The sequence below is a fragment of the Moraxella sp. K23 genome (assembly GCF_041154765.1).
In the GTDB taxonomy this organism is placed as follows: Bacteria; Pseudomonadota; Gammaproteobacteria; order Pseudomonadales; family Moraxellaceae; genus Faucicola; species Faucicola tetraodonis.
This window is the reverse complement of the sequence record NZ_AP031595.1, coordinates 2,383,493-2,401,311: the sequence shown is the minus strand read 5'-3', so window position 1 is coordinate 2,401,311 and position 17,819 is coordinate 2,383,493. Positions and strand designations below refer to the sequence as shown.

At 45.9% G+C, this 17,819-nt stretch carries 13 protein-coding genes; 3 read left to right on the top strand and 10 right to left on the bottom strand.

Translation table 11 applies throughout. The annotated features are described in order from the left end of the window. Positions 1–236: 236 nt before the first annotated feature. On the bottom strand, positions 237–2,132 hold the full coding sequence (locus ACAM37_RS10555; RefSeq protein ID WP_369626196.1) for a tetratricopeptide repeat protein: 1,896 nt from the start codon (positions 2,130–2,132) through the stop codon (positions 237–239). Positions 2,133–2,691: 559 nt separating this feature from the next. Between ACAM37_RS10555 and hemA the strand changes: the two genes are divergently transcribed. Together hemA and glnD are read left to right on the top strand one after the other, a co-directional pair. Beyond that, positions 2,692–4,050, top strand: coding sequence for a glutamyl-tRNA reductase (gene hemA / locus ACAM37_RS10550; RefSeq protein WP_369626195.1), 1,359 nt, complete (start codon positions 2,692–2,694; stop codon positions 4,048–4,050). Positions 4,051–4,179: 129 nt separating this feature from the next. Then, on the top strand, positions 4,180–6,858 hold the full coding sequence (gene glnD, locus ACAM37_RS10545; protein WP_369626194.1) for a [protein-PII] uridylyltransferase: 2,679 nt from the start codon (positions 4,180–4,182) through the stop codon (positions 6,856–6,858). Positions 6,859–6,937: 79 nt separating this feature from the next. Here the strand turns inward: glnD and ACAM37_RS10540 are convergent, their stop codons facing one another. The 9 genes from ACAM37_RS10540 to mazG all read right to left on the bottom strand — a co-directional run bounded on the left by ACAM37_RS10540 (position 6,938) and on the right by mazG (position 16,273). Next, entirely contained in the window at positions 6,938–8,170 is a 1,233-nt protein-coding gene (locus tag ACAM37_RS10540; protein ID WP_369626193.1) for a sugar transporter, read from the bottom strand. A 179-nt stretch (positions 8,171–8,349) separates the two neighbouring features. Beyond that, entirely contained in the window at positions 8,350–8,859 is a 510-nt protein-coding gene (yjgA, locus tag ACAM37_RS10535) for a ribosome biogenesis factor YjgA (protein WP_007116564.1), read from the bottom strand. A 51-nt stretch (positions 8,860–8,910) separates the two neighbouring features. Further along, positions 8,911–9,786: an RNase adapter RapZ gene (gene rapZ / locus ACAM37_RS10530; RefSeq protein WP_369626192.1), complete on the bottom strand. Its 876-nt coding sequence runs from the start codon at positions 9,784–9,786 to the stop codon at positions 8,911–8,913. A gap of 2 nt (positions 9,787–9,788) precedes the next feature. Then, positions 9,789–10,769, bottom strand: coding sequence for a pantoate--beta-alanine ligase (gene panC / locus ACAM37_RS10525; RefSeq protein WP_369626191.1), 981 nt, complete (start codon positions 10,767–10,769; stop codon positions 9,789–9,791). Positions 10,770–10,788: 19 nt separating this feature from the next. After that, complete coding sequence (panB, locus tag ACAM37_RS10520) at positions 10,789–11,667, bottom strand: 3-methyl-2-oxobutanoate hydroxymethyltransferase (RefSeq protein ID WP_369626190.1); 879 nt, start codon at positions 11,665–11,667, stop codon at positions 10,789–10,791. A gap of 206 nt (positions 11,668–11,873) precedes the next feature. Beyond that, positions 11,874–12,368, bottom strand: a complete 495-nt coding sequence (folK, locus tag ACAM37_RS10515; protein ID WP_369626189.1) for a 2-amino-4-hydroxy-6-hydroxymethyldihydropteridine diphosphokinase — start codon at positions 12,366–12,368, stop codon at positions 11,874–11,876. Continuing rightward, entirely contained in the window at positions 12,365–14,608 is a 2,244-nt protein-coding gene (gene pcnB / locus ACAM37_RS10510) for a polynucleotide adenylyltransferase PcnB (RefSeq protein ID WP_369626188.1), read from the bottom strand. The genes folK and pcnB overlap by 4 nt, the downstream gene beginning before the upstream one ends. A gap of 241 nt (positions 14,609–14,849) precedes the next feature. Next, entirely contained in the window at positions 14,850–15,248 is a 399-nt protein-coding gene (locus tag ACAM37_RS10505; protein ID WP_369626187.1) for a ComEA family DNA-binding protein, read from the bottom strand. A 200-nt stretch (positions 15,249–15,448) separates the two neighbouring features. Beyond that, entirely contained in the window at positions 15,449–16,273 is an 825-nt protein-coding gene (gene mazG / locus ACAM37_RS10500) for a nucleoside triphosphate pyrophosphohydrolase (protein ID WP_159676828.1), read from the bottom strand. A 327-nt stretch (positions 16,274–16,600) separates the two neighbouring features. On the opposite strand from mazG, the gene ACAM37_RS10495 reads away from it, so the two are divergent. Continuing rightward, the gene (locus ACAM37_RS10495) at positions 16,601–17,800 is read left to right on the top strand and encodes a nucleotide sugar dehydrogenase (RefSeq protein ID WP_369626186.1); all 1,200 of its coding nucleotides are present in this window, start codon (positions 16,601–16,603) and stop codon (positions 17,798–17,800) included. Positions 17,801–17,819: the final 19 nt, after the last annotated feature.

Genomic DNA, 17,819 nt, shown 5'->3' with positions numbered 1-17,819 from the left:
TTGTTAATCAAGTTTTCATCAAATGTTAACTGGTTTTGCTCAAGTATGATTGTTTAAAAAACTGATGGGTAAACTATAAATAGCCATTGTTAAGCCTGTTTTGCTTAACTGCTCAAATTGGTGAAAAAGCGGTTGTTATTTATCTCTCGTTTTCCTGTCATTTATCTGCTTTACCACCCTCAGTGCTCGCTAGTCGTCATGCTTAGAGTCATGCTCAGAGACGATTTTAGGCAGCGCTATTGCAGATTTTTGGGTTGATAACCGAGTTCATGGACCAAGATTTGGTTGATGCGAGCCGCTTCTTGTTGGTTGCCCAAATTTAAGTAGGCTTGTTGCAGCAGCAGGCCACTAATCACATCGGGTACGATATCAAAATTATCTGATAACAGACTAATGACGGTGGCGTTATTAGCCTGATGCAGCGCTTGTTGCGACAGTATTTGACGCGCCCTTAAACCGACTTCTTTATCATTGATTAATGCCGTCAGTAGGGCGGTCACTTCTTCATTATTTTGTTTTAAATTGACCAAGGTTTGCGCATATTCGAGTTGATAATCCACGTTTGTGGGTGCAAGGCGAATCAACTCTTTTAACAGTCGCAGTTTACTGACATAATCATCATCGGGCAGTAACAACACCTTGGCAAATAAGATATCGGTATTATTGGGTAAACTGGTTTGCGCGCTATTAAGCAAGGCTAACGCTTGCGCAGTTTGGTTGTTTTTTTGCAAAATATTGGCTTGCATGATGTAGCTTTGCGGTGCAAAACTGTCAAATTGCTCCCGTAATTTGATGCTACTGGCAATCGCTTCATCAAAACGACTTTGCGAGATTAACAAATCAATCTGTTGCTGTCTGGCTTTGAGCACCAAGTCAGGTTGCATCACTTTGCCATAGTAGCCAATCGCATCATTGAGTAGGTTCTGGCGTTCGGCACTGACAGCCAAATAATAATTGGCTTGATCCCTAAAGTTGGGGCTGGCAATCAACGCTTTGAGCAAGCGATCTGCTGCGGCGTATTTTTTTAAATCAATACCCACCAAAGCGGCCAGCAGTTTGATTTCTTCATCTGCTAAAAACTGCCGATTAGCCGTGGCATTGAGCTGTTGCCAGACCTGCGCGCTTTTGCCTTGTTTGAGCATATAGCGAATTTGATAAACAAATAGCGCTTTATTGTCAGGGACGGTTTTACGCGCCTGCGCAATAAACGCAATCACTTGATTACTGGGCGATAAGGCTTGCAGAATATCTGCTTTTAACGTCAAAAAAGCCGGGCTTTTTGGGTTGGTTTTAAGCGCCCGATTAATCGCCACTAACGCGGCTTTGGGCTGTTGAAACTGTAGCAGCAGACCTGCTTTCATGACCAGTAGTGAAGGGTTGTTTTTGATGTCTAATCGATTGAGCGTAGCGAGCAGTTCAGCTTGGTCACGGGTTTCCGTGGGATAAATCCCAATCAAAATCTGACTTAAATCAGCGTCAGGATCGTACTGCAAAATTTGATTGAGCTTTTCACCGGCTAATTCATACTCGTGCGCTTTGAGTGCCAAATGGGTCACATAAAAAATCGCCGGCACATGGTCAGGGTTTTGCTGCTGCCACGCATTGGCAAAAGCGAGTGACAACTGTGGTGGTTCATTTTGTAAAGATAAACCCAGTGCGCGTTCAAATACCGGGGCGGCATCCGCCAAAAAAGACTGCTGCTTATAGGTCGCTAACGCCTGATCGATACGACCGCGATCTGCGGCAAACTCTGCCATCAAAATCGCATACAGGCTTGGCTGGGTGCTGACCACAGCGCCCGGCTGATGAGCAGACTGACTAGCAGATGCAAAATTTGCCTCCGCACTAAAAACCGCTGGGCTAAACAATAAGCTCGCCAACGTGAGTGTAGTCGCGACTACATTTTTGCCTAAAGCGGTAAAAGGTTTAAATACATCAAGCGGTTTTAGGTTAGATTTCAGATTGGGCTTTAGATTGACAAAAAGCTGATGCGGTGTTGATAAATGCATCGGTAAATAAATCGATAAACAATAAGGCTTGACATATTTCGACGCAAAAAAGCGTGGATTGAGGGGACAACCACGCATAGCACAACAAGCCGATGAAATAACCGCTGGAAACAATTTTAGCATTTAGCTCGCTTGGACAGTAACGTACCTAAAAATTACAGTCAGTATTAAAATCCGTGACAAGTAAGATGTAACAAAATGTTCATAAATAAAATTGAATTATACGGGGTCAACGGATTCAACTATGTAGAATTATGGTTAAATCGTATGGATAAATAGCAACCAAACCAGCAGATGTCGCAGAGTTAAGTAAAAAAATATGATGAGAGCTCGAATGACGGTCCAAAATGCTAGGCATGCTAGACAGGGTAATGCTTTAAATTGTAATGCTTTAAAGCATGGCTAAAGAATTTCCCTGAATCAAAAAAGCAGGATGTTTTTCATTTGTTATTAGCAATGGTATAATAATCCACTTTTCTACTTTACTTTTATTAAGTGGTTATTATTAAGTTGCTTTAGGTTTCTTTATATTGCCACTTTTCCCCCTGTGTTATCAAGCATGACAAGCGTCGATAGGCTGATATGGGCTGGATGTCGCTTAGCTAGCACACTTAGCTAGCAAACTTGGGTTCACAAAAATCGGCTTTGATAAACGCGGTCATTTTTAAGGTCATTACGTTATATGCAGCTTCTGGTTATTGGGTTAAATCATAAAACAGCGCCAGTTGCCATGCGTGAGCAATTGGCGTTTGCTGCTGAAGATTTGCCGATTGCCCTAGATTCGCTCAAAGCGATCACCCAAGGCGCGGTGATTTTATCGACCTGCAACCGCACTGAAATCTATGCGCTAGCCCCCGAAGGACAGACCCTTACTAGTACGATGTCACAAGTGATTGAATGGCTAGCGGCTTTTAAAAACACGCCCATGCAAAAAATCGCGCCACACCTGTATCAATATCAAAATAACCATGCACTGCTACATTGGGTGCGGGTAGCGTCTGGGCTAGACTCGATGATTTTAGGCGAGCCGCAGATTTTGGGACAAATCAAACAGGCGGTGCGCCAATCCCGTGCCAAAGAAGGTATTTCTAGTAAACTTAGCTGGGTGATTCAGCAGGTATTTGCCGCCGCCAAACAAGTGCGTAACGAAACGCGGGTAGGCTCACAAGCGGTGTCGTTAGGCTTTGCCGCCGCCAAATTGGTGACGCAAATTTTTCAAAAACCTAGCAACAACACTTTGCTGGTTGTCGCGGCAGGTGAGATGAATCGGCTGGTTGCGACCAATATCGCAGGTTTAGGTGTCGGCAAAGTCATCATCTGTAATCGTAGTCCTGAGCGTGCCGCGCTGCTTGCCTCTGAGCTTGAAACGATTGTGCCGCACATTGAGATTACCCCGCTTGATCAATTAGCCAACGTGTTGCCGCAAGCGGATATTGTAACTAGCTGTAGCGGTAGCCTATATACCTTGATTGATAAAACCATGGTGAAACAGGCGTTAAAACAGCGCCGTCATCAGCCCATGTTAATGATTGATTTGGCTGTGCCTCGCGATATTGACCCTACCGTCAGTGAGCTAGATGACGTGTATTTATACTCAATTGATGACTTACAACATGTGATTGCAGGCAACCTTGAACAGCGTCGCCAAGCTGCCGTAGAAGCAGAATTATTGGTGAGCCAAATCGTGGTGGCGATTGAGCGCAAATACTTGGTGCGCCAAGTGGGTCAGGATATTCAGCAGTACCGTGAGCAAGCCAAACACCATGCGGATATGATTTTAAGCCAATCCTTACAGCAGCTTGCCGATGGTCATGCAGCCGAAGCCGTGTTGACCGAACTGACCCGTAAACTCACCCAAACGTTAACCCATGCACCGTCCAAACTATTGCGGGAAACGGCTAGCGAACAGCCCGTAGAAACCGTCAATTTTGTGGCACAACAGCTGACCCATGCCTTTCGCAAAGACAAATGCCCCTATCTTACCCATAACAACACCCTGCTTGATGACGAGCCAGTGTCACCGTCTTTTGACAATCAATAATTTTCCTATCGCTGAGCTTTTAAGCGCAAGTTTTCGCTACAAGCGGCGGCTAGCTTTTTTGCATCAAATTTGTAATACTGAAAATTGCTCTGCTAACTCTGCTAACAATGGCGTCGATTAGGATTTGCTATGTTTACTTGCCCACCGATACTACCGTATTTTACCCCACTGCCTGCGCTTAGCCTGCAAGGCGAAGCCAATCTTGGCATACCCGCTTGGTTAGCCGCAGTGGAAGCGGACTTGGATAAGGCGCTGGCATCTGGCATACCGATTCGCCAAGTCGTCATGGGGCGCTGCTGTGCGATTGATAGCATGATGGAAGCCTTATTTGAGTTGTATGAGCTCGATCAAACCGATTTAACGCTGTTTGCCACGGGAGGGTATGGGCGTGGGGAGTTGCACCCGTTTTCCGATGTGGATTTATTGCTGTTAAGTCCAAACCCGATTGATGAGTCCTTGAACCAAAAAATTTCCCCGTTCGTCGCTAAGCTCTGGGATATTGGGATTGATCCTGCTTTGGTGGTGCGCTCCGTTGAAGAATGTGATAAGGCTTGTCACGATGATATCACGGTCGCAACAAGTCTGTTAGAAGCACGAATTTTGGCGGGCAACGTTGCCCAAGCTGGGTTGCCGATGCAGCTACTTAATAAAAACTGGTCACAAACCAAGTTTTATGAGGCCAAAATGGCAGAAGCTAAAGAGCGCTATGTTAAACATAATTCGACGGAGTATAACCTAGAGCCTGACCTGAAAAACGCGCCTGGGGGCTTGCGAGATATTCATACTGTCGGCTGGATTAGTAAGCGCTATTTTCGCGTGACAAACTTGTTTGGACTGGTGCAGCAAGAATTTATTACCGAAAAAGAATTTGATGAGCTGCAACAAGCGGAAGATTTTTTGTGGTTGATTCGCCATCATTTGCACAAAATTGCCAAACGCAATGAAAACCGTGTTTTATTTGACTATCAGCGCCTAATTGCTGAGCGTATCGGTTACCGTGACAATTCGCATCCCAATGCCGCAGTTGAGCAGTTTATGCGCGATTATTACCGTTATGCCATGTCAAACTCAACATTGTCTGAAATGCTCACCCAGCACTACTATGAAACCTTGATTGAGGCGCGTCTACCCGATGAACAGCGCCCCGTGAGAAAGGTGATTAATGAGCGTTTTAAACTGGTCGGTGATCGCATTGCGGTGACGCATAGCCGTGTGTTTGCCCAACATCCGACCGCGATTTTAGAAATGTTTTTGTTGATGGGTCAGCAAAATATTCGCCATATTCGTACCCGCACGCTACGGATTTTGAAAATCGCCGCGCGCGGCATTGATGAGCATTTTCGCAATGACCCCGCCAACAAAGCCATGTTTATGGACAATATCAAAGAGCAAAATCTGCTATTTTGGCGACTGCGAGTCATGAAGCGTTATGGCGTGCTAGGTAGCTATTTGCCTGCTTTTGGGCAAATTACTGGGTTGATGCAATATGACTTATTCCACCGTTATACGGTAGATGCCCATATTTTGATGTTGATACGTATGTTGCACCGCTTTACCGATGACAATTATGTTGATACCTATCCGCTTGTCAGTGGTATCTACCGCCGTATTGACCGTAAAGAAATGCTGGTGTTAGCAGCGATTTTCCATGATATTGCCAAAGGTCGGGGCGGTGACCACAGTGAACTTGGCGAGCAAGATGCCATCAAGTTTTGCTTGTCACATGGTTTAAGCCAAGCCGATGCTGAACTTGTCGGCTGGTTGGTGTCTCAGCATTTATTGATGTCGATGACCGCGCAGAAAAAAGACATCTCTGACCCCGAAGTTGTCGCAGAATTTGCCGATAAAGTCGGGAATGTGACTTATTTGAATTATTTGTATGTGCTCACCGTTGCCGATATGAATGCGACCAACCCGCAGCTTTGGAACAGTTGGCGCGCAACCTTGATGCGTCAACTGTATACCCAAACCCGCCGTATCCTGCGAGCCGATATCGATGCGCCGATGAACCGCCAAGACATGATTGCCAGTAACAAGCAAAGTGCCCGTGATTTACTAGCAGGTGATAATGGCTTGGCTGACATTGAAAGCTTGTGGGATGGGCTAGGGGAAGAGTATTTTTTGCGTGAAGTCCCAAGCGATATTGTTTGGCATTCTAAAGCCATCATGGCGCATGATGAGATACAAAAACAACGCACAGAGAGCGAGCAACCTGAGCCGCTGATTATTTTGCGTGAACATCGCGAGTTGGCACTCGATGCCGTGCAAGTATTTATCTACACCCATGACCAATCCAATTTATTTGCGGTGACCATGACCGTGTTTGACCAAATGGATTTGGACGTACTCGATGCGCGCGTCATCACCGCCTCGCGAGATTTTGCCCTAGATTCTTACGTACTGCTTGACCGACATGGCACGCTACTCACCGATACCGAGCGCCAAACTGAGCTCGTTGAGCATCTAAAACAAGCCTTTACTAGTCCAACGCTACCTGAGGTAGCGCAGCGACGCATGCCCAGACAGCTCAAGCATTTTCATGTGCCCACCAAAGTGTCTTTTAATTTTAACCCGCAATCCAATCAGCATATGATGATTTTGGAAACCCTTGACCAGCCAGCCTTGCTTGCGCGTGTGGGGCAGGTGTTTTTGGCACATGATATTGAAGTGCATTTTGCCCGCATTACCACATTGGGTGAGCGCGCCGAAGATATGTTCTTTATCACTGACCATGAGGACAAACCGCTATCGGATGAGCGCCTCGAAAAACTCAAACAGGCATTGGTAGAAACGCTGAATGTCAGTTAACTTGTCAGTGGGAAAAGTCACCTGCAAGCAAGCCCAATCGTAAGTCTAAGCGCAATTACCAGTAAGCTATTGGATTTGATTACTTTTGGGTACGCGCCAAATACACCATTAAACAAACCATGGCAATGAGCGCGATACCTGCCCCCACATAACCCACCATAGCCAGGCCTAGGCTTGCAATCACCAGTCCACCGACGAACGCGCCGCCGCCGATACCAACGTTATAAATTCCTGAAAAAATTGACATCGCTACATCAGTGGCATTCGGCGCAAGCTGTAATACGCGTAGCTGCAAAGCAAGGCTAATCGCCGTAATTGCCAAGCCCCACAGCATCGCTAGGACAAGCCACAAGATTGGCACATGGGGCAGCCAAGCAGATGCTAACAAAGAAAACAGCAGCGTTGCCATCGCGCTAATCAAAAACGCCCGTGGGAAACGGTCATAAAAGTGTCCAAATAGCCAGCTCGCTAGCAACCCTGCCACCCCAAAACTCAGCAAAATAACCGTGGCAAATTGCTGACTAAACTGACTAATCGTCAGCATATAAGGCTCAATATAACTATATGCCGTAAAGTGTGCCGTCACACATAGCACAGTGAGTGTATAGACAGTGAGCAAGGGGATATTATTAAAAATACTGGGTAAACTTGCGGCTGAGCCGACATCTTTGCTCGGCAGTTTTGGCAAAATCCACCACACCATAATCATTGCCAAGAGCGCAGCCGCGCCAATCGTACCAAACGTCATCCGCCACCCGAGCCACTGCCCAATCATCCGACCTAACGGCAGCCCAAGCACCGTCGCCAGTGCGCTACCCATCGACAATAGCCCCAAGGCTTTGGTTTGACGATCTTTGGGCGCCACACGCACCACAAGGCTTGCGGTAATTGACCAAAACACCGCATGCGCTAGCGCAATCAATGCCCGTCCAACCAACAGCATGGCAAAACTTTGCGCCATCACCGATACCGCATGCCCCCCGATAAAGATAACAAATAATCCTATCAATAGCTTACGCCGTTCGATATGGGCAGTAGCAAGCATGGCAGGGAGCGACAAAATAGCCACAATCCAAGCATAGATAGTGATCATATGCCCCACCGTTTCTACCGGCATGGTAAAGCTATGGCCAATGTCGGACAGCAGCGCAATCGGCACAAATTCGGTGGTATTAAAAATAAATGCCGAAATCGCCATGACAATCACGCGCCACTGGCGAATTTGGTTGGGATAGTTGGGATTGGACTGGGTGTGTTGACGTAACTGGTGAAAATGACTCATTGCGGGCAGGATGGCTAAGGCTGATGGCATACCTTAGCGGCTCACTCTATAAAATAAAAGCAATTTTACGTTATTTTATGATGAAAATAGCTTTGGTAGTAAAAAATCGACTCATAGGCTAGCGCGCCAACCCCAACTCACCAAAAAAGCAATACTCACTAGCCAAGCCACATAGGGATAAGGGGTTAGAAAACTGGTAATCAGTCCGACTATTTACCTTTTGACAAAATCGCCACTTGGCGAATATAAGTGTGTAAATCAGCCACACTCTCATTCATCAATTCATCATCTTGGGTGTATTCGGCGTAGGCAATCCAAATCAGCAGCTGCTTGATAGTGTTGAATTCACTGTCAAAAAAAGTTTTGGTAAATTGTTTTAAGGTATTATCATCTTGCAAATTTAGGCGCGTTTGCCAGCTTTCAATTTTGGCTTGTTGCTCAGGGCTAAAGGTATGGCGAAATAAAAATTCGACAATCGCATGCGGTTCTTCTTCAGCCAGCAATTTGCCCAAACGCTTGATGTGGCGTTTACGTGCTTCATGGCTAGTGATATCGGCAAGCTGCAGCAAGTCATCCAAAAAAAACTCACTGGCAGGGAGTGCCTTCATTTGTTTTTTTGACAAATTGGCAAGCGGCTCAGCCAGTCGCTGTAGGCGCTCATGGGCTTTTTTTAGTTCGGTACGGCTAACCGCCATATCCATTTCAGCAAAATTAATCATTTATCAATCTCAAAGTTATCAATCATCAGTACAAAGTTGATTCAGAACGCACTACCAGCGATTTTTTTCACGGTGCTTGATACGTACTACCATCTCTTTGGGTAGCGACTGGGTCAGTGATTCGCCCAATTTCTCTGCGATATACACAGAGCGGTGTTTGCCCCCAGTACAGCCGATAGCGATGGTCACGGTATGGCGATTGTTGTGCAAAAAAGGCGGCAGCCATTTTTTAAAAAAAGCGATAATATCATTCGCCATGTCATCTACTTCGCTATAGTCATCAAAAAATGCTTTGACATCATCATCTAACCCTGTCTGGTTGCGCAGTTCAATCTTCCAATGGGGGTTTGGTAGGGTACGCACATCAAAAATAAAATCGGCATCAATCGGTGCCCCATATTTAAACCCAAAGGATAAAATATTGACGGTTACCGCATTATCCACGCCCAAATGATCGCGGATGACTTCTTTGAGTTGGTGGATATTAAGCAGGCTTGTGTCAATTTTGATATCAGCGCGGATGGCAATCGGCTCTAAAATATCGATTTCTTTTTTGATGGCATTGGGTAGATTACCCGACACCGCCATTAACGGATGCAGACGGCGCGTGGCGTCAAACCGTGCCACCAGGACGCTTTCTTGGGCAGTCACATACAGTATTTTAATCGCCGGTTTGCTATAAGCTTCTATCAGCTTATGATAAACCTCGGCAAACCGCGATAAGTCCGCTTGTGGCGAGCGTACATCGATACCAATAGCGATTTTATAAATTTGGCTGTCATGTACAAGTTTATCAATGGCGCTAGCTACTAGCGAGAGTGGCAAATTATCAATTGGATAATAGCCAAAGTCTTCCATGATATTGAGAACCGATGTCTTACCCGAGCCTGAACGTCCTGAAACAATGATAACTTGTAGCGTTGACATAGTTAATCCTTTACAGATGCGGTGGTAGGTTGTTGATTAAAATCACTAGCCGATTGCTGACCCAATTGCTGACCCAATTGCTGATTCAATTCCGGACTAAATTCCTGATTTAACTCCCGACTAAATTCTAGGTTATCTAAAAGCCGTGTTTTCTTGCCCAAAAAAGCGGCGGTCAAAATTACCAAGTCTTTATCAGTGGGCTTCGGCGGTTGTAATAAGCGATTTTTAACTGCCAAATAATCCACTTTAAAGCCTGAATCAGCCACCGTCACGCGATTTAACTTATCGATTGCGCCGGCAATAATCTTGTCAAAATCGGCAAAATTGGCAGTTGTTAACTCATTGGCAAGCTGTTGCAAGCTTTTTTGCAAGGTGGGGGCAAGTTGACGTTCTGCTTCACTTAGGTATTGATTGCGAGACGATAATGCCAGCCCATCCTCAGCCCGCACGATATCCACCCCGACAATCTCAATGGGGAAATTTAGCTCAGCGATCAACTGGCGGATAATCGCAAGTTGTTGATAGTCTTTTTTGCCAAAAACAGCCATGTCAGGTTGGACGATATTAAACAGTTTACTGACCACCAAGCCGACACCATCAAAGTGGGTGGGGCGAGTGTTGGCACACAAGATTTTACTGATATCGCCTGACAGCACTTGCACGTTGTTAGGGTAGGTTGGGTACATTTCTTCCACGCTTGGGGCAAATACAAAATTTGCCCCCGCCTCGGTAAGTTTTGCCACATCGGCCTCTAGCGTGCGTGGGTAGGTATCAAAGTCTTCACCCACGCCGAATTGGGTTGGGTTAACAAACACACTGACCACCACGATATCGGCAAGTTCCTTGGCTTTTTTGACGAGGGTCACGTGACCGCTGTGCAAATTGCCCATCGTGGGAACCAGCGCTATCTTTGGCGCGGCCGCTTGATGGCGTAAAGGTTTTAAGGTGTCACGTAATGCGCTGATGGTATGAAATACTTGCATTTTTTTGCCTTTATGATTACTAAAAACTATGCGCTGGCGTTGGGAACGTACGCTCTTTGACCGCCTGATGATAGGCTTTAAACGCCCCGGTGATATCCTTGGTTTCGTTATGCTCGTCGGTCAAAAAGTCTTTGACAAACTTGGCAGGTTTACGGGTATATACCCCAAGCATATCGTGCATGACTAGCACTTGACCATCACAATCCACGCCCGCACCGATGCCAATCACTGGCACGGGGAAAGTGTCACGCACTTTTTTGGCAAGCTCAGCAGGGACACATTCGAGCAGTAAAATGGCGGCGCCCGCCTCTACCACTGCTTGACAGTCAGCCATGAGTTTTTCCGCTTGGGCATCGGTTTTGCCTTGTACTTTGTAGCCACCAAACACATTCACTGATTGCGGCGTCAAACCTAGATGCACACAGGTCGGCACGCCGTTGTTGGCAAGCACTGACACGATTTTGGCAAGCTCGGCACCGCCTTCGATTTTGACCACATGCGCGCCTGCTTGCATCACTGCTTGGCTGGCATCGAGTGCGCGCTCAAGCGTGGCGACACTCATAAAAGGTAAATCACATAAAATCAGTGCATGACTGTTGGCACGAGCTACGTTTTGGGTATGATATACCATGTCTGCGATTGTCACCGGCAAGGTTGAGGTTTGTCCTTGCACCACCATACCAAGGCTATCGCCAATCAAAATCGTATCAATCGCGGCAACTTGCATGGCTGCGGCAAAACTTGCGTCATAACATGTCAAGCACGAGAACGTCTCGCCATTGGCTTTGAGTTTGTTTAAGGTGGACAAGGTCACAGGTAATTTAGGTTTGGTCGCTGCGGCAGATGTTGACTCAGTTGTTGAATCAGGGTTAGATTCTAGGTTGCTAACGTAGCTCATGCGGTTTCCTTTAAAAAGCAAGGTTAAAAGAAGTAAAGCTAAAAGAAGTAAAGCTAAAAGAAGCAAGGGCAAAAGAAACAGGCAAAAACAAGAAATAGGAAAAACAAAAAACGTTACTTTATCAATGGTTTAATTTTTTGCGATTTCAAATCCATAGCACCCATAATTTGTTAATTTTTACAAAAATCCATGTTAACCGATATAAGTTAAAGCACGGTTAATTTTTGCAGGCCTTGCCAATCTTGACTGGTCGGTAAGTCTGCCAATTTTTGCCCATTTACCATAAGGGTCGGGTCAAGCTCTAGCATCGGAATTAGCACAAAATTACGCGCAAATAAGCCCTCATGTGGCACGGTTAAACGCGCATTGTTGATTGTGTCATTACCATACAACAACACATCGACATCCAAACTACGCTCACCCCAGTGACGCAAACGTGTGCGCTTGGCAGCGCTCTCCAAACTTTGGCAAAAATCCAACAGGGCTAAGGATGCCAAATCGGTATCAACTTTTACGACTGCATTAAAAAAATCGGGCTGGTCGGTGACCCCAAAGGCTTTGGATTGATACAGTGATGATGCTGTAACATTGGCAAAGTGTGGCGATGCGTAAAACGCCGCAATAGCATTGGCAATATGCTGTTTTGGCGTACCAAGCGCGTTTGCGATATTGCCACCCAAACCGATATAGCACGTAATCATGGCTGATGACCGTCGATTTTGACCGCGCGTTTGCGAGTGCGTTTTGGCGCTGCCGGAGCCTCGTCCTTAGTCACCGCTTCTGCTAAGACTTTGCTATCAGCAACCGCTTTTTTACGCGTCCGTGGCGCTCGCTTTGGCTTTGGCTGTACCAATCCATTGTCAATCAGTGATTCATTGGGTGCCGAATGATTGACGGTGTCAGTGTCAGTGTTAGTGCGAATGTCAGCGCCAATATCAGTATCGGTATGAGTCACTGCCTGATTGTCAATGCTTTGTTTGACGGGTGTTGGGCTGACAGATTCGCCAAGCAAATCATTAGCGGATGTTGTGATATCCGCTTGCTGGCGTTGCTCCAAAATCGACCAGTTTGAGCTGGGGGTGCGTCGCGCACGTTTGGCAGGTACACTCGCTGCCGATAAATAGGCTTTGTCGCGTTTGCGTGAGCGACTCAGTTGTGAATTATTTGGGTGCGAATCATTTGGGTGTGAACTATTTGGGCGTGCACTTGTCTCAGTATAAGCTGATGCTAAAGCAGAAACTGGCGGCTGATAAGGGTGGTCATCGTCTTTTTGCGCTGTGATTGGCGCTACGATAAGTGACTTAGCCGGTGCTGAGTTGGTGTGACTGGCAAGCGATAACTGCTGCAGTTGGGCTTTTTCAAGTTGCTGCTGCTGCGTTAGTTTGTGTGCTTTGGTAGATAGCGCCGTATCTTGTACCAGTTCACGTTCGATTTGGCTGCTTGCTGCAAACGGCAAACGACGTCGTTGGCGGCGGCGCTTTCCATGACTCAAATCGCTACCCATGTCTGCCTCATTATCACGCACTGCATCGCTAGTTTGGTAAGCAACACTGTCGTCCTCAAAACTGGTTTGATTGACAATATTCGCAAAGCGCAAACGCACCAATTCAAGGTCAAACTCATCAATCGCTTGTTGCTGCTGTTTGGCACCTAGGGTTTGAAACCACGCCCACCAATGTCCCATGCCGTTGGTACTTTCATCATCAAGCGTAATGGGCACGCCATGTTGTTTGGCAAGCGCTTGGTTTTTGGCTTCCACTTGCTCACGCATCATCAAAAAGTCATAGGCAGCGCGAAAACGCGGGTTTTCAAACAGCTTTTGCAGATTTTTTTTGCGCGGCTGGGCAAGTCTTGGCTGCATGAGCCAAATATCTTTAATAAACTGCTCGGCAAACTTGGGCATGGCCGTGTGCTGGCGCTGCTTGTCCAAGACTTTATTGGCGGCTTGGTTTTGCGCGTCGCTAAACGGTGTATTCTTTTTAAACTTATCCAATAAATATAGATAATTTTCCCACAAAATAGTCGCATAAAAGAATGCAGGGTTAATGCTTTTACCACTACCTATGCGCCTATCGGTATTTATGGTGACTTGGTTGAGTAGTGGTGTCACGGTTGTTGGTGGATAAAACAACAACTGGGAAAACGCACCATAATCAAATAGCAGCGGTAACATCGGCACCAAGTAGCCGCCTGTGAACATTTTTTGCGTTTCATCGTACAAGCGGTGAGGGGATACTTGCGCCAATAATGCCCAGTTTTGCGCGTTGAATTGTTGGTTTAAGGCATTGTCAAAATCAAACTGCAATTTTGCTTTAAAACGCAGGGCACGTAACAGACGTACAGGGTCTTCTTCCACCCGTTTTTGAGTGTCACCGAGCAGACGGATGGTGCGGTTTTCAACATCTTTGAGCCCCCCACAAAAATCATAAACGATATCGTCAAATGGCTGATAGTACAGGGCATTGATACTAAAATCGCGGCGCACCACATCTTGATAGATATCACCCCACACATTGTCACGCATGATCATGCCGTCTTCGGTGAGATGATTGTTGTCCTTAGGCGGCGCGCGAAAGGTGGCAACTTCAATCATATCGCGACCAGAATACACATGACACAGCTGAAAACGCCGTCCGATGATGCGGCAGCGTTTGCCAAATACTTCTTTGATTTGGTTTGGGGTGGCGTTGGTCACAGCATCAAAGTCTTTGGGCTTTAAGCCTAACAAGGCATCACGCACCCCACCACCGACGATGTAGGCTTCAAAACCCGCCTGCGTCAGTGTGCTAATCACTTCTTTGATGGAGTTGGGTAAATCAGCTTTGTTTAAGCCCAGTTTTTTGGCATCCCGGCGAGCCGACTTTCTATCTAAAACATAATCGGTTGCGGTATTGCCAGCAGCGGTTGCCGTGCTAGGTGATTTGCGAGTTTTTTTTGCCATGTATAGTAACCAAAATCCATGAAAACGGCAGAAATTTATTAGCGGTTAGTGTACCAAATTTCTGCCTAACTAGGGATATTAATTCACGGTTACAAAAAATCCAGTGAGCAAAAAGTATTGTTGAATGATTGATTATTGGTAGTGCGTTAGCGGTATAGGATGAGACGGTTTGCTTGCTAGTACAGCGTGTATAAAATAAGAATAGGCTTGTGATGATTGCCCATGCTTTATTGAGCTATCACTATTGGGTGGTGATGCGGTGGCGATTTTTATCGACAGTCGCTTTGCCGATACCTTTGACGTTGGCTAGGTCATCTGCCGTGGTAAACGGCGCTATCATTTGCCGGTATAAAATAATTTGCTGGGCTTTTTTGGCGCCGATACCATCAAGCTGTGTAAGCTGTGCTTCACTGGCGGTATTGATATTAATCACTGTGGGTGAATTGGCAAGGAGATTTGCAGAGGGTTTTGTGGTGCCACCGTTAGTACCAGTCAAATTTGTCACGGCCAAAAAAGCCTGCTCGGGCGTCAAGGTTGGGGTACATACTTGCGCCTGTGCGGGCACTGCCCATATACTTAGAACTAAAATGGCTAGAACTAAAATGGCAAAAATCGAGCCAACTAATAATCGAAAAATCATTGCTTTAACGGTCAAATCCCTGTTAACTCAGTATACCTTGCCCAGACTTTTGGAACAATCAATCTTGGGCAATAAAAAAGCCAAACTTAGTACAAACTTAGCTAAAAAGCTGTTTTAGCAAAAAAATGTACACGGCATGTAAACAGGGTATTAGCTGTCAATAATACTAGACCCTAAAACCTAGCCCGTGCTTAAACCCCTCATGCAAATTTTTCATGCTGTTTTGCCAAATCCCACAAGTTATCCATTTCCTCTAAGCTAGCAGTTTCAGGGGTTTTACCCATTTTGGCGAGCTCATCTTCAATAGAGCCAAAACGAGAGCGAAATTTATGCACGGTCGTCAAAGTCGCTTTTTCGCTATCAATGCCCAGTTTGCGGGCAATATTGACTAGGGCAAAAAAACAATCGCCCAGTTCTTTTTCTAGCAGCGCTTTTTGCTCAGGCGTCGGTTTTTGACCATCGATTGGTAAGATTTCTTTGAGTTCTGCCACTTCTTCATCCAATTTGTCCACCGCACCCGACACCACATCCCAATCAAAACCGACTTTATTGGCAGTTTTTTGTAGTTCTTGCGCTTGCATTAACGCTGAGCCTGCCTTGACCGCATCAAGGGTGCGGCGATGGTTTACCAGTTTACCCTGTTTGGCTTTTTCGGCATTTTCCAAGGCTTTGATTTCATCCCAGCGTTTTTTGACATCTTCATCGGTTTTTAGATTTTCTTTATCGAACACATGCGGGTGACGGCGAATGAGTTTTTGTTGTAAGGTGAAAATCACCTCACTGATATCAAACTGCTGCTGCTCTTGGTATAGACAAGCGTGAAAAACCACTTGTAGCAGCACATCGCCAAGCTCACCCTTAATGTCGTCAATGTCGCCTGATTGTATGGCTTCGACAAGCTCATAGGTTTCTTCTAGGGCGTAAGGAATGAGGCTATCGTTGGTTTGTTTTTTATCCCAAGGGCAGTCTTGACGCAGTCGTGCCATTAAGGCAATGAGGTCAGCAAAATTGGAAGTCGGTTGCATCGTTATCTCTGAAGGGTGATTGATAGTAAATGATGAAAAATTCACAATATAATTGACCTAGTTATTTTAGCGCATTTGACGTGGCAATCTAAGTCCATTGGTAAGTATTTGCCTTGACAGTCTAAATGCCTAAAATACAGATGCTTTAAATACAAATACCTAAAACACAGAGGCTGTAAAATAATCGTTGTCATTGCTATGCCATTTTGTCAAACTATAGTGATATTGGCAAAAACTTACCTAATTTATAAATACAAGAAATATCAAGGCTAAAAATACGCGACGGCTTCGCTAATTTTTGCTGCGATTTGTAAGGTTCCATCACCCATGATTACAACCATCTTTGTCATTGGGGCAGGCTATGTCGGTCTGTCCAATGCTGTCTTATTAGCCCAACCTAAACTTGCTAACCAAGTCACCTTGGTCGATATCGATGCCAAAAAAATTGCCCAATTACAACAGCAAGCGTCGCCGATTGACGATGCGTTGATTGCGCAGTTCTTGGCAACCCAGTCACTGAATTTAGCAGCGCAGTTGGTAAGTGAGGCGGATTTTTCAACCGCAGATTTGGTGATTATCGCCACACCGACCAACTACGATGTCGCCACTGGCAAATTCGATACCTCATCGGTGGAAGCCAGTATCCAAACCGTACGCGCTCACAACGCACAAGTGCCGATTGTGATCAAATCGACTGTGCCGATTGGATTTACCCGTGACATGCAGGCAAAATTTGATACGCATATTTTGTTTATGCCGGAGTTTTTGCGGGAGGGCAAAGCGTTATATGACAATCTGCATCCGTCACGTATTATCGTTGGCTGTGATATAAACCATGTGCCAGCGCTGCAAGATGTTTGTCACCAACTAATCACCCAATACCAAACTGCCAGCGAACAAACCGACACCCCAAGCCAAATTATGCCGCCCACCGAGGCAGAGGCGGTCAAACTATTTGCCAACAGCTACCTTGCCACACGCATTGCATTTTTTAACGAGTTAGATAGCTTTGCCGAAAGCATGGGGCTTGATAGTGAGTCGATTATCACCGGTGTGAGCTTAGACCCGCGGATTGGCATGCATTACAACAACCCATCATTTGGCTATGGTGGCTATTGTCTACCCAAAGATACCCAACAGCTTAAAGCCAATTATGAAGGGATTCCTGCCAATGTGATTCATGCGGTGGTGGATGCCAACAATACCCGCAAACGCTTTATCGCCCGTCAAATCATCGCCAAGCAGCCTAATACCGTGGGTGTGTACCGCTTGAGCATGAAAAAAGATGCCGATAACTTTAGAGATTCTGCAATTTTGGACATTATTGAACTGCTCAAACAACATGCCATTGATGTACAAATCTATGAGCCCAGTCTGTCGTCAGCGCAGTTTATGGATTGTCCCGTAGTCAATGATTTAGCAAGTTTTTTACAAACCAGCGATGTGATTGTCGCGAACCGATTACATCCCGAATTAGCGCACGTCAAGGCAAAAGTGTATAGCCGCGATGTGTTTGGTGATAGTTGATTATTGCTAGTGAATAACT